Origin of the sequence: Rothia nasimurium, assembly GCF_928391935.1 — a bacterium.
In the GTDB taxonomy this organism is placed as follows: domain Bacteria; phylum Actinomycetota; class Actinomycetes; order Actinomycetales; family Micrococcaceae; genus Rothia; species Rothia nasimurium_D.
In genome coordinates this window covers 31,158-43,771 of sequence record NZ_CAKMTD010000011.1, presented here as the reverse complement: position 1 = coordinate 43,771, position 12,614 = coordinate 31,158, and the positions used below count along the sequence as shown (strand labels likewise).

Here is a 12,614-nt window from a genome sequence, read left to right as displayed (position 1 = left end):
CACACTTCCCCTTCCACTACCTCACACCCCATCTGGGGCGGGAAAGCCGGGGCAGGTACGTCCTGCGGCCCCACCCCGGCTCCACTTCAACTAAACTTCTTCGTTTTCAGCAGCAGCCCGGGCCTCAGCTGCCTTATCTGCCAGGTTCAGGGCGTCGCGTCCAGCCCGGCGGAGTTTGCGGTCTGAGACGTTGCGCTCGCCGAGGGCGGCAGGGGTCCAGGCGTTCATATCCTCTTCTGAGAAATCAGTCTTGGAGGCTCGACGCTTAGGAGCCAGACGCTCAGCCCCATCAGCCAGACGGCGGGCGGTAATCAGGAAGCCGGTGTGGGCCACCATGCGGTGGTCAGGGCGAACTGCCAGGCCCTCAACGTGCCAGCCTCGCACCATGGTTTCGTGGGATTCAGGCTCGGTGAAGCGGCCGTCAGCGCGTAGGGCCTCGGCGACGCGGGAGAGCTGGGTGACGGTTGCAACATAGCAAATGATGACGCCACCGGGGGCCAGGGCGGTAGCGACGGCGTCCAGGCACTCCCAGGGGGCCAGCATGTCCAGGACGGCGCGGTCTACGCTACCGGGTTCTTCAACCTGTCCCAGAGCCTCGGCTAGATCACCCAGGGTCAGGGACCAGGCGGGGTGCTCCCCACCGAAAAAGGTTTCAATGTTTCCTCGGGCGATGTCAGCGAACTCTTCCCGACGCTCAAAGGAGCGCAGGTGGCCGCCGTCGCCCACAGCCCGTAGCAGGGCGATGGACAGGGCACCGGAACCGACCCCGGCCTCGATGACGCGGGCACCGGGGAAGATATCAGCCATGGTCACGATCTGGCCGGCGTCCTTGGGGTAGACAACTGCAGCGCCCCGAGGCATAGACAGGACGAAGTCCTTATACAGGGGGCGGAGGGCCTGGAACTTAAAACCCTCGGAATTTTCAATGACAGTACCTTCAACGTGGCCAATCAGCTCAGAATGTTTAAAGAAACCACGGTGGGAATGGTATTCACCGCCTTCAGCCAGGGTGATAGTGGTCATGCGGCCACGTTCGTCAGTTAGCTGGACCCGTTCACCAGGACGGAAGGGGCCACGACGGTTGATGCTACCGGTTGGGTTGCTCATACTGAATAATTCTCTTTTCAATCAAAAGGTGTCATACCCATTGTCTCAGAAAAATAGGGGCAAGGGGTATGAATCTATCAGGGCTTACTTTCCTGCAAGATCAAGGATCTGGGCCCGTAGGGCCTGGGCTGTGACAAGCCCCACCGGACGGCCAGAATCCTGCACAATCCAGGCGACAACGTCGTCCCGATCCTCCTCAGGCAGCCTGTGGTAGGCAAAACCGTTAAATTCGTCAACCGTATCCAGCAAGCCTGCCCGAACGTCCATCGTCCGGGTGGCCAGGGGCTGCCCCAGGGCAGCAAGCGGCTGGGAATCAAGAGTGCCGACGGCGGCATCTAAAGCATAGGGTAAGACAACGGCACTGGGCTCAAGGCCACCTGCACCCATATTGCGAAGCAGAACGAGAGGCGATTTCCCATCCCACTTTTGACCAGCCTGGCCAATCAGCTCGTCAGCCGCCGCAAACTGCACAGGGACCATGAGTTCTGACGCCCTCAGGGGGTGGGCCGGGTTACGGTCCTCCCCCAGCCTCCGCAGGGAGTGGGACGCCCCCGTCCACAGGTAATAGCCAAGGAAACCAGCCGCAACAAGTGCAAACAAGGACTGCCACGCACCTGTTGCCAGCAGGAAACCCACCACCAGGGCAATCAGGAGAAGACCGGAGTAAGCAGTCACCCGTATGGCAACCGAACGACGACCAGTCATGAGGAACACCAGGGCTTCCAGGGCGTGACCGCCATCTAGGGGGAAGGCCGGAACCAGGTTGAAGATACCCACAGCCAAGTTCACCTGGGCAGCCAAGACAAAACCAAAAAAGTCAGCAGTTCCAGTGTTGACCCAGACCAAATAGCAGAGGGCAGCGACCACAAAATTTACCAGGGGCCCACTTACCGCCACCCAGAAACTCGACACGGCTGAGGAGGTCTGCATCTTGGTATGCCCGCCCCACATGTTGACGTTAATCGCCTGCACCCGAATTCCCCGCGCATGGGCCACTGCAGCGTGAGCCAGCTCGTGCAAAAGGACGCCAACAGCAAGAGTCACAGCGGTAATAGTGGCAGCCAGAAAACCTTGGGCAGTGGTCAGACTACGCCAGGACGCCAAATTAAGACCGTACCCAAGGATGACAACTGCCATCAGCGGGAACCAGGACGGCTTCACCACAATAGGAGCACCCACAAAACGACCGATGCGGATACCAGAACCCACAACCATAGAACAAACCTTCTCAGATCTACAGACTGGGCCCTAATAAGCCCATACGCACCCCTAGTCTATGCAAAAACCGTCTCCCACAGTGAGCTGAAAGCCCATCAGGTAAGATATGGGGGTGATGAATGAACCGCTTCCCGTCGATGCCCTCGCCCATTTCAACTCGCTGAACCCAGGACCAGCCCACGCCCCAACCGTCCTGCTGGTAGCTTTTGATGGGTGGAATGACGCTGGTGAAGCTGCCACTGAGGCGGTCAAGACCATCAGCTCCCACTACCAGGGGTCCCCAGTTCAGGGCTTTGAGCACGAGCAGTACTACTCCTTTACCGAAACCCGGCCCCAGCTCTCCCCCAACCAGACCGGGGGAACAGAATTAATCTGGCCTGAACTGAAATGTACTGAGTCGCTAACCACTAGCGGCACAAGAATCCTTACCCTTACTGGCCCGGAGCCCTCCCTGGGGTGGAAAGCCTTCTGCGACGATTTCTTCGCCTTCGCGGCCCAAGAGCAGGTTGATCTGGTTGTGCTCATCGGTTCCCTCCTGGACGAGGTCCCTCACACCCTGCCCCTCCCCGTTGGGATCACCAGCTACTCACCCGAGGCCCTGAAACTTCCCGGTGTTCAGCCCTCAACCTATAGCGGTGAAACCGGCCTTATTGGCGTCCTGGCCCACGAGGCCCCAAAACACTCGGTGAACACCATCTCCCTTTGGGTCTCTGTCCCCCACTACGTGGCCCACCCTCCCCAGCCCAAGGCATCCTTTGCCTTGCTGTCTACGCTTGAGCCCATCCTCAAATTCCCGATGCCCCTCGAACATTTTCAGAATGAGATGATGCGCTGGGACCGCGACGCCGACGACTTGCTCGACGAGGAACCTGAGCTCAAGGCCTACGTACACAACCTGGAATCTGCCGCAGAAGCCGAACGGGATATCAACGATTTCAGCCAGTTCGATATCGCAGCAGAGTTCGAAAAGTTCCTCCAAGATCGCAATGACGACGGCCAGGATACGGCCCAAAGCTAACAAGGAAAACCCTCCTGCGATTACGGTGCAACGAGAAAACCGCCCTCCCTTGAGCATGTGTACTCTCGGGAGGGCGGTTTTTCAGGCGTGGGGGGCTAGGACAGGCTGATTCCCAAGCGTGCCATCAAAAGATCAGCGACGAGCTGACCTCCTGCTCCACCGTTTTCTAGGGTAGAAAGTGCCCACTGGTCTATGGACACCAGGGCTGCCGGGGTATTCAGGTCGTCTGCTAGTTGCTCGCGGACGGTGTTCACCAGGGCAAGGGCGCGGTCGTCGGCTTCACCGGGGGCTGCAGCAACAGCAGACCGGTACAGTTCAAGCCGCCCCTTAGCTTTCTGCAGGAGGGAATCCTCCCAGAACCAATCCGTGCGGTAGTGGTTATCCATAATAGCCAGGCGAATAGCGGCAGGTTCTACCCCTTCGGCCCGCAGCTTGGATACCAGAACCAGGTTCCCCAGGGACTTACTCATCTTTTCGCCGTCAAGCCCCACCATGCCGGTGTGCATGAAGTGACGGGCCATGGGCCGGCCGTTCAGGGCATAGGAATGGCTCGACCCCAAATCGTGGTGGGGGAAAATCAGGTCAGACCCGCCGCCCTGCACGGAGAAGGGGGCACCCAGATACTGGCTTGAAATCACGCTGCACTCAATATGCCAACCGGGACGGCCACGCCCTAACTCCCCTGCCTCCCAGGCAGGCTCACCGGGACGCTCAACCCGCCACAGGAGGGGGTCAAGGGGGTTACGCTTACCAGGACGCTCCGGGTCGCCTCCCCGTTCCCCAAAAATTGTGAGCATCTCATCGGCATCATAGTGGGCTACCTGGCCCAGGGCCCAGGCCCCGGGCTTGCCCGCACCTGCGGCCTCAGCTGCCTCAAGATCAAAGTAAATGTCCCCGTCCGGGTGGGTGGTGCCGTCCTCGGCCGTAAAACCAGGAACACGGTAAGCAATCCCATCCTCCAACAGGCGGTTAACAGCGTCCGCAACAGCAGGAACCGAATCCACCACGCTCACGTAATGATCGGGGGCAATCACGTTCAAGGCCACCATATCCGTGCGGAAGAGGTCCGTCTGCTCCTGGGCCAAAACCTGCCAGTCAACACCAGTGGCCTCAGCTCGCTCTAGCAGGGGGTCATCCACGTCAGTCACGTTCTGGACGAAGGTGACCGGAATACCAGCGTCCCGCCAGGCCCGGTTCAGCACATCGAACGCAACATAGGTTGACGCATGGCCCATATGGGTCGCATCGTAAGGGGTAATGCCACACACATATAGCCCAGCCTTCTCCTCCCGCTCCAGGGTCACCCGACCACCGGCAGCAGTATCAAAAACAGTAGGCAGGGGGGCCTGACCAGGTAGGGACGGAATGCTGGGCTGATCCCAAGCTCGCATGAACACCTCGCGTTCGTCGGGGCTTCATACCGAAGCCAAAATTCTTTCTAGCTAAAACAATACCTGCCCGGAAAACCTTCCAGGCAGGTATCGAAAGTGACTCAAGTCTTAGGCAACCAAAACGCCAAGACCCAGCAGCAGGTAGAGCACCAGGCCCAGGGCAATGCGGTACCAGACGAAAATGCTGTAGCTCTTGTTAGAAACGTACTTCAAGAACCAGCCAATGATCAAGTAACCAACCACAAAGCTCACAACCGTTGCCAGCATGGTCGAGCCAAAACCGTAGTAACCGGTAAAACCCTCAGAAATGCTGCCAGCCAGCTTGTAAAGACCCGACGCGAAAACCGCCGGAATTGCCAGCAGGAAGGAGTACCGGGCTGCAGCTTCACGGGTGTACCCCATCAGCAAACCAGCCATGATAGTACCGCCAGAACGGGAGACACCGGGAACCAGGGCCAGCGCCTGGGCGAAACCAAAGAGGACGCCGTGCTTGACGGTCAGATCCTTAATCTCTCGCTGCTCCTTGCCAATCCTGTCTGCAATACCCAGGAAGACAGCAAACACAATCAGCATGGTTGCGGTAATCCAGAGGCTACGGAAGGTTGAATCAATGTAGTCTTCCAGCAGCAGGCCAAGAATAGCAATGGGCAGGGAGCCAATAATGATGAACCAGCCCATGCGAGCGTCCGGGTCCTTCTTATCAACCTTGCCGACCAGCGACCCGAACCAATTCTTAATAATGCGAACGATGTCCTTCCAGAAGAACACCAAAACAGCCGCCTCAGTACCCAGCTGGGTGATAGCGGTAAAGGCCGCGCCAGGGTCCTCCCCGTTGGGCAGGAACTGCCCCACAATACGGATGTGACCCGATGACGAAATCGGCAAAAACTCAGTTAAACCCTGGACGAACCCCAGGATAATTGCTTGTATCCATTCCACAACCAAAAACTCTACGCGAGACAACGAAAAAGCACAGCACCGCACGCGGTGCTGTGCTTGGAATAACAGGTTATCCCCGCTCTGCAGGTCTACTTGTCATCGGCCTGGTAGTACTCAACCTCATCGGTTTCGTCGTCTTCGAAGTCATAGTCGAAATCGTCGTCCTCGTCGTCGTCTTCAATGAAGACCTCCAGCGGGGTGACTTCTTCGTAGGCTTCGAACAGGGCTTCTTCGTAACGTTCAAAGGCGTTGGCAATAGCGACATAGGCGTTATCGACAGAGGCATCGTGATCGCCTCGGCTGTTCACGATGGAGTTCAGGTGCTCTTCAAGAGCTGATACGAGGTTGGCCAGTTCGGCACGAGGGTTAGTACTCATACAGTAGACGTTACAGCCTTTTATCACACAAAGAAACATCAGGGGGCAATGTCACAGTTTGAGGTGGCTGCTCAGCAGGCTCTCGCTGCCCTTGCTCGCTGTGGCCGGTAGGGGTGGCTGCCCCTGGCAGGAAAGAAAGTGCCCCGTGCTCATGAGCACGGGGCACCTGCTGGAAAACGCTCGGTTCAGAGAACCTCACTAGGGGACTTTCAGTATATTAGAAACCCAGTGATGCCAATGAAGCATTGATGGCGTTAGCTGAAGCACGCAGACGCTCAACTTCTTCCTCAGTCATGGGGACGTCGAGGACGCGCTTGACGCCGTCGCGGGAGACAACGGAGGGCAGGGAGAGGGCGGCTTCACCTTCAATGCCGTAGCGGCCACGAATCTGGGTTGCGACGTTCAGGACGGCGTCCTGGCCGTGCAGGATGGCTTCTGCGATACGGGTTGCTGAGATACCGATGGCGTAGTTGGTTGAGCCCTTGCCTTCAATGACCTTGTAGGCAGCTCGCATGGCCTGCTCGGCCAGTTCTTCCTTGACCTCGTCGGTGAAGACCTTTTCGCCGGCGTCGTTGGTCCACTCGTCCAGGGGTACCATGCCGATGTTAGCTGCTGACCAGACGGGGAACTCTGAGTCGCCGTGTTCGCCCACGATGTTAGCGTGAACGGACTTGATGGAGACGCCGGCCTTTTCGGCGATCAGCCAGCGCAGGCGGGAGGAGTCAAGGACGGTGCCGGAGGCGAAGCAGCGTTCAGTGGGCAGGCCGGTGATCTTCTGGGCTACAACGGCAAGGACGTCACAGGGGTTGGTGACGATCATGAGGATAGCGTTGGGGGCTACCTCCATGACCTTGGGGAGCATGGACTTGAAGATGTTGACATTGGCTTCTGCCAGTTCGAGGCGGGGCTGGCCGGGCTTCTGGCGGGCGCCGGCGGTGACGATGATGAGGTCGCAGTCTCGCAGGATTTCTACGTCGCCTGAGCCTGAAACGGCTACTTCGTGGGCGAACATGGTGCCGTGGGCGATGTCCAGGCCTTCTGCTTCTGCGCGTTCACCGGCGATGTCGTAGATGACGACCTCGTCTGCTGCGCCGCGGAGGGTTGCTGCGTAGGCGGTTGCTGAGCCAACGCCACCTGCGCCAATTACGCCGAGCTTGGTGTGCTTCTTTTCCAGTGCCATGAGAGGGTCCTTTCACAGAATCTGTGAGTGATTGTGTTGTTTGGTATGACACCAGTATGCCAGAAAAAATGAGTGTTTATGTGGGTTTATGTGTTATTTATTTGGGGTTACCCCAACCTTAAGGGGGTATTTCCCCACAAAACCAAATATGTTTGTTTTGACCCTTTGTGTAAGGTCACACCCTACTCGGGTGACTACCGCGACCTATACCTATAGCGCACGCCACCCCCACCAAGGCTGATTTTTTGCAGAACTGCACCTAAGCTTAAGAAGTTCGCGAACCCAAGACCTACCCGCCAAGCCGCCCACACCGCGTCCTTGCCCGTAGACCAAGCAAAACCGCGCGAACCCACCACCACCCCAAACCAAAGGTTCGTCATGTCTACAGCACCAGCTACCCCGGAGCAGACAGCCGCCACAGGCCAACCCCTCATGACCCAGCGGCAAATCATGCTGGTCATCGTCGGCCTCATGGCAGGCATGTTCCTCTCCTCCCTCGATCAAACCATCGTCTCAACAGCCATCAGGACGATCGGCGACGACCTCCACGGCCTCGAACAGCAGGCCTGGGTCACCACCGCCTATATGATCACCTCCACGATCACCACCCCCATCTACGGCAAACTCTCCGACCTCTTCGGCCGCCGTCCCCTCTACCTCTTCGGTATCGTCGTCTTCATTCTGGGTTCGCTTCTTTCTAGCTTCTCCACTTCGATGATCATGCTGGCAGCTTTCCGAGCCTTCCAGGGTATCGGTGCTGGCGCCCTGATGTCCCTGCCCATGGCGATTATGGGCGACATGCTGGCCCCCCGTGAGCGTGCCAAGTACCAGGGCTACTTCCTGGCCGTCTTCGGTATCTCCTCCGTCCTCGGCCCCCTGACCGGCGGCCTCTTCGCCGGGGCAGACCAAATCCTCTGGGTCACTGGCTGGCGCTGGGTCTTCCTCATCAACGTCCCCATCGGCCTGATCGCTCTGGGCATGGTGTGGAAGTTCCTGCACCTACCCCGAATCACAGACGCCACACTCAAGCCCCGCGTGGACTGGTGGGGCGCAACCAGCGTAGTTGTCGCCCTCGTCCCCCTACTTCTCGTGGCTGAACAGGGCCGCGAATGGGGCTGGACTTCCCCCAGCTCACTGACCTGCTTCACCCTCTCCGCCCTGGGCCTGGCCGCCTTCCTCATCATCGAATCCAAGATGGGGCAGGACGCCATCATCCCCCTAGCCCTCTTCCGCTCAGGTGCTTTCTCCATGTCGTCCATTCTGGGCTTCCTGGTTGGCTTCGGCATGTTCGGCGCCATGATGACTATCCCCCTCTACCTGCAGATCGTCACCGGCCTCACCCCCACCGAATCAGGCTTCGCCACCCTGCCCATGATGGCAGGTATAATGACGGCCTCGATCGTGTCTGGCCGACTCGTCGCCAGCACCGGCAAGTACCGAATCTTCCCCATCCTGGGCACCGCCCTGATGGTGGTGGCCTACTACTACCTGACCTTTATGACGGCTGACCGCCCCCTCTGGTTCCTCATAATCGGCATGTTCATCATGGGCCTAGGCTTGGGTCAGCTCATGCAGTCCCTGACCCTGGCAGCGCAGAACGCCGTCTCCCCCGCCTACATGGGTGTGGCATCCTCTGCCTCCACCTTCTTCCGCCAGATTGGTGGCACCATGGGCACCGCCGTGCTGCTGTCGGTTCTCTTCTCGGCTATGCCCGGCAACATTATGAAGGCTATGGGCGACGAAGACGACCTGCGGGCGGGTCTGGACGCCGCCTTGACCCCTGCGGTAGCTTCAGCCCCCGCTAACCAGGGCATTATGGAGCAGATGTGGAACCAGGTGGTTTCACCGGCCCAGGCTTCTATTACCAGCCAGTTGTCGGCGGCCTCCGACCAGGCCCGGGCTACTGCCGATGAGGCGGTCTACCAGCAGGTTTCCGCTGCGGTTCAGGCCCAGGTGGACGCTGGCACCCTACCTGCCGATCAGACTCAGACCCTGATTGATGCCCAGGTTGCTGAAGCTACACCGGCGGCTGAAGAAGCTGCCCTAGCCACTGCTGCCGAGCAGGCCCACGCTTCTGTGGTGGATGGGGTTCTGACGGTTGATTGGTCTGATCAGGCCCAGCGTTCCTACTGGGTTGATCAGCTGGCTCCAAGTATTGCTGAGCAACTTGCTTCAACCTCTACCGAGGGTGCAAGTTCTGAGGTATCTACCTCTGATACCTCCTACCTGATCGGGGCAGACGCCCGCCTGACCCGCCCCTTCATGGTTGGGTTTAATGCCTCAACCCTTTCGGTCTACTGGGTCGGTTTCTTGGTGACGGTTCTGGCCTTCGTACTGGCCCTCTTCTTCAAGACTCCCCCGCTGCGTACTGCGTCGGGCCTGCAGGAGAACGCCCAGAAGGCTGGCCAGGCTCAAGGAGCCGACGAGCAGGTGACAGGTTCTGGCGCTGAGACTCCGGCCTCCCGGGATGTTCTGGAAGCCCAGTCTGCAAGCACCGGGGCCCTGCCGGTGAGAGGGGTGGCTACTGCCGGTGGTGAGTCTAATCGTCAGCTTGAGAGTGAATCTTCTCTAGGTGTTTCAGACTCTACACCTCAGTCTCAGAGTGAAGATGTTGAGGCTGGTGGGCTGGGGTCTTCTGCACCTGCGCCGCAGACGGACGCTGGTGCGTCGCGTCCGGGCCTACGTCTGGCTAGCCTTGCGGGGCTTGCTGCCGCTGGTGCTGCCCTAGTGACCTGGGCCCGCCGCCGCTCCCGCTAACCTCTGACAAATAGGGCCGGGGCCAGCTCTTCCCATGGTGGGAGCAGGCCCCGGCCTTTTTATGTAGCACACTTGCCTCCGGCTAGGTTCCGCAAAAGCTCGTGAAGTAGCGTGACTCTGGCGGGGCAGTTTCTAGGTCCTCGTACCCTGGCCGGCGGTCAAAGGGGGAGGTCACAACGTCCAGCAGGCGCAGGATTGGCTCCTTGTTCCCGGCCTCCACCTGGCGCAGGGCAGCTTCAAGGGCCAGATTACGAGGGATATAGACAGGATTATGGGCCTCCATCAGCTCCTGGGCCCGGTCAGGGCTCGTGGCAGTGGCGTGACGGAGCACCTCCACCTGCTCACCCCACACCTGGCCGTCCTCCCCCGAGATCAGGCAGGTACCCTCAGTCAGGGCTCTGAAGAAGCCCGTGAAATCCAGGGCATGGCGTTCCATCAGGCCCAGGGACCCCTGCCCCAAGCGCCCTACCTGGGCGCGGACGTCCTGCCCCGCCCCCGTCGTATCGAGGCCTAGCTTGGCTGCAAACAGGTTAATCTGGTGGTCAACTACGTCCTTTTCGAAGCGGGTTATTACCTCTGTGGCTAGCTCAATCGCCCGGTTGGGGTCCTCTGGGTCTATCAAATCGAGCAGGGTTTCAGCAAAGCGCGACAGGTTCCAGGCGGTGATACCGGGCTGGTGGTTGTAGGCGTAGCGGCCCTGCCGGTCGATAGAACTGAAAACCTTACCCCGCTCAAATACATCCAGGAAAGCGCAGGGGCCAAAATCGATAGCCTCCCCCGATATCGTGACGTTATCGGTGTTGAGCACCCCGTGGACGAACCCCAGGGCCTGCCACTGGGCAACCAGCCTGGCCTGGCGGTCGGCGACCCCACCCAGCAGGGCCAGGGCCCGTTCCCCAGGGGTGCCACCGAGGGCTAGGCCAGGGTAGTGACGCTCCAGGGCGTATTCCACCAGTCGGCTGCGGAGCTCTGGGGTGGCATGGTACTGGGCGTACTGGAACGTTCCCACACGCAGGTGGCTAGCTGCCACCCGCACTAGCAGCCCGGCTGGCTCCGGTTCGGGGGCGCGACGCTGCACCCGCTCCCCTGTTTCAAAGACAGCCAGGGCCCTGGTGGTCGGCAGGCCGAGCGCATGCAGGGCTTCCCCCATGACGGCTTCGCGCCACGCTGCGCTGAGGGGGGCCTTGCCGTCCGAACCGGGGCGGGAGAAGGGCGTCCGCCCGCTGCCTTTCAGGTGCAGGTCCCGCCGGGTGGGGTCAGCGAGTTCGCCGACGAGGTGGGCCCGGCCGTCCCCCAGCACCGGGGACAGCTGGCCGAACTGGTAGCCGGAATAGGCTAGGGCGTAGGTGGGGGCCGACCCCCTGCCTGTGAGCCAGGCCTGCCCTTCGTCGGTTGCAAGCCAGTGGGGGTCGAGCCCGAGTTCTTGGGCTAGCTGGTTGTTGAGCCAGGCCAGGCGGGTACCGGCAGGGATTTCTGGCTCGGCTGGTTGCGCTAGGTCAGGGAAGCTGCCGGTGTAGGTGTGCTCCAGGGGCGGTGTGGACGGGCTGGCTGGGGTTGAGTGCATAGGGCCAGTCTAGCGCCCCGTCTGAGGCTGAAAGGACGTGCCCGTAGCGGGGAGTTGCCCCGTGGCTAGAAAATTCTTCAAGGGCGCCCACCAAAAATAATCAGTTTAACTGATAAGTAACATTTATGGTTGATGGGGCGAAAGAAGATAGACAAACCCTGGAAAATGCATTCAGGCTACCCCTGACGAGGCATAAACACCTATGTTAACCTAGGAAACAAAGCCCTCCTCAGAGCACCCCTCTACGGCGACTTCCTCAAGGAAAGATTCAAAAATGGCAACACCAATGCACTATCTCGAAAGCGATGATGTCGCAGCAATGTACATCAACTGCGCTGCGATAGACAACGCACCGGAAGAAGCCAAAAAATATCTCCATGAACCAGGAGGCCAGGGGGACACCGACTACATGATCACAGACTCCATTAGAGTCATCGACCACTTCAACATCCCCATCCCCCCACGCGCCTGGGTCGCCTGGCGCAACACCCACCCCCTCCCCTACAACTCCCAATGGCCCCCCGCGCTAGACGCAATCCCCCGAATCAAAAACATCGACGCCCGGCCCGAAATGCAAGCCGAATTCAAACGCCGCGGACTCACCCCCCAATAAAAACCTCAAACCCCAGCCCAAGAGCCCCTACCGAACACCGTTCGATAGGGGCTCTTGCCATGCACCCAGGATGGGCCGGATTGCACCCCTACCGCTGGCCCGTCCTGAGCTTTTAGCTCTGGGCTGCAGTGTGAGAATAGAAAAATCCCCGGCTCGTGTGAACCGGGGATTGTTTGTGCGCGAGGGGGGACTTGAACCCCCACCCTCTAATACGAGGACTAGCACCTCAAGCTAGCGCGTCTGCCTATTCCGCCACCCGCGCAAGGTGTCTTGCAGACTTCTTCCGAAGCCGTGCTGGCAACGAGTAATAACAATACACCAGCCCCAGATAGTTTGCAAATCACCCAGTGGGTGGGCCAGCACCCAACCTCCACCCCACCTGCCACCACCCCTCAACCGCACCCCCAACGTCCGCGCCGAAAGCCCAGGTGAGAGCTAGACCAACCTCCA

The 12,614-nt window shown here is 59.5% G+C and carries 10 protein-coding genes and 1 tRNA gene; 3 read left to right on the top strand and 8 right to left on the bottom strand.

The annotated features are described in order from the left end of the window. Positions 1-90 precede the first annotated feature (90 nt). Together L7A15_RS09795 and L7A15_RS09790 are read right to left on the bottom strand one after the other, a co-directional pair. Positions 91-1,107 carry a tRNA (adenine-N1)-methyltransferase gene (locus tag L7A15_RS09795; RefSeq protein ID WP_237208852.1) on the bottom strand — a complete coding sequence of 339 codons (1,017 nt, stop codon included), beginning with the start codon at positions 1,105-1,107 and terminating at the stop codon, positions 91-93. A gap of 84 nt (positions 1,108-1,191) precedes the next feature. After that, complete coding sequence (locus tag L7A15_RS09790; protein WP_237200867.1) at positions 1,192-2,322, bottom strand: site-2 protease family protein; 1,131 nt, start codon at positions 2,320-2,322, stop codon at positions 1,192-1,194. Between the two features lie 118 nt (positions 2,323-2,440). Between L7A15_RS09790 and L7A15_RS09785 the strand changes: the two genes are divergently transcribed. Then, positions 2,441-3,343, top strand: coding sequence for a PAC2 family protein (locus L7A15_RS09785; RefSeq protein ID WP_237189078.1), 903 nt, complete (start codon positions 2,441-2,443; stop codon positions 3,341-3,343). 95 nt (positions 3,344-3,438) lie between these two features. On the opposite strand, the gene mshC is transcribed toward L7A15_RS09785, so the two are convergent. The 4 genes from mshC to L7A15_RS09765 form a co-directional block, all read right to left on the bottom strand. Beyond that, on the bottom strand, positions 3,439-4,734 hold the full coding sequence (gene mshC, locus L7A15_RS09780; RefSeq protein ID WP_237208851.1) for a cysteine--1-D-myo-inosityl 2-amino-2-deoxy-alpha-D-glucopyranoside ligase: 1,296 nt from the start codon (positions 4,732-4,734) through the stop codon (positions 3,439-3,441). A gap of 108 nt (positions 4,735-4,842) precedes the next feature. Beyond that, on the bottom strand, positions 4,843-5,673 hold the full coding sequence (locus L7A15_RS09775) for an undecaprenyl-diphosphate phosphatase (protein WP_237208850.1): 831 nt from the start codon (positions 5,671-5,673) through the stop codon (positions 4,843-4,845). Positions 5,674-5,762: 89 nt separating this feature from the next. Beyond that, positions 5,763-6,050 carry a hypothetical protein gene (locus L7A15_RS09770; protein ID WP_237189075.1) on the bottom strand — a complete coding sequence of 96 codons (288 nt, stop codon included), beginning with the start codon at positions 6,048-6,050 and terminating at the stop codon, positions 5,763-5,765. 217 nt (positions 6,051-6,267) lie between these two features. Then, the gene (locus L7A15_RS09765; RefSeq protein WP_237208849.1) at positions 6,268-7,230 is read right to left on the bottom strand and encodes an L-lactate dehydrogenase; all 963 of its coding nucleotides are present in this window, start codon (positions 7,228-7,230) and stop codon (positions 6,268-6,270) included. Positions 7,231-7,608: 378 nt separating this feature from the next. Here L7A15_RS09765 and L7A15_RS09760 point away from each other — a divergent pair, with 378 nt between their 5' ends. Then, the gene (locus L7A15_RS09760; protein ID WP_237208848.1) at positions 7,609-9,987 is read left to right on the top strand and encodes an MDR family MFS transporter; all 2,379 of its coding nucleotides are present in this window, start codon (positions 7,609-7,611) and stop codon (positions 9,985-9,987) included. Positions 9,988-10,069: 82 nt separating this feature from the next. Here the strand turns inward: L7A15_RS09760 and L7A15_RS09755 are convergent, their stop codons facing one another. Continuing rightward, complete coding sequence (locus tag L7A15_RS09755) at positions 10,070-11,551, bottom strand: protein adenylyltransferase SelO (RefSeq protein WP_237208847.1); 1,482 nt, start codon at positions 11,549-11,551, stop codon at positions 10,070-10,072. A gap of 274 nt (positions 11,552-11,825) precedes the next feature. Between L7A15_RS09755 and L7A15_RS09750 the strand changes: the two genes are divergently transcribed. Beyond that, positions 11,826-12,164, top strand: a complete 339-nt coding sequence (locus tag L7A15_RS09750) for a hypothetical protein (RefSeq protein ID WP_237208846.1) — start codon at positions 11,826-11,828, stop codon at positions 12,162-12,164. Positions 12,165-12,340: 176 nt separating this feature from the next. Here L7A15_RS09750 and L7A15_RS09745 read toward each other — a convergent pair. Continuing rightward, positions 12,341-12,426: transfer RNA gene (locus L7A15_RS09745), tRNA-Leu, on the bottom strand. Positions 12,427-12,614 lie beyond the last annotated feature (188 nt).

Excerpts from the sequence above, each read along its gene's own strand:
- L7A15_RS09795 (WP_237208852.1), bottom strand. The coding sequence starts at position 1,107 with ATGAGCAACCCAACCGGTAGCATCAACCGTCGTGGCCCCTTCCGTCCT.
- L7A15_RS09790 (WP_237200867.1), bottom strand. The coding sequence starts at position 2,322 with ATGGTTGTGGGTTCTGGTATCCGCATCGGTCGTTTTGTGGGTGCTCCT.
- L7A15_RS09785 (WP_237189078.1), top strand. The coding sequence starts at position 2,441 with ATGAATGAACCGCTTCCCGTCGATGCCCTCGCCCATTTCAACTCGCTG.
- mshC (WP_237208851.1), bottom strand. The coding sequence starts at position 4,734 with ATGCGAGCTTGGGATCAGCCCAGCATTCCGTCCCTACCTGGTCAGGCC.
- L7A15_RS09770 (WP_237189075.1), bottom strand. The coding sequence starts at position 6,050 with ATGAGTACTAACCCTCGTGCCGAACTGGCCAACCTCGTATCAGCTCTT.
- L7A15_RS09765 (WP_237208849.1), bottom strand. The coding sequence starts at position 7,230 with ATGGCACTGGAAAAGAAGCACACCAAGCTCGGCGTAATTGGCGCAGGT.
- L7A15_RS09760 (WP_237208848.1), top strand. The coding sequence starts at position 7,609 with ATGTCTACAGCACCAGCTACCCCGGAGCAGACAGCCGCCACAGGCCAA.
- L7A15_RS09755 (WP_237208847.1), bottom strand. The coding sequence starts at position 11,551 with ATGCACTCAACCCCAGCCAGCCCGTCCACACCGCCCCTGGAGCACACC.
- L7A15_RS09750 (WP_237208846.1), top strand. The coding sequence starts at position 11,826 with ATGGCAACACCAATGCACTATCTCGAAAGCGATGATGTCGCAGCAATG.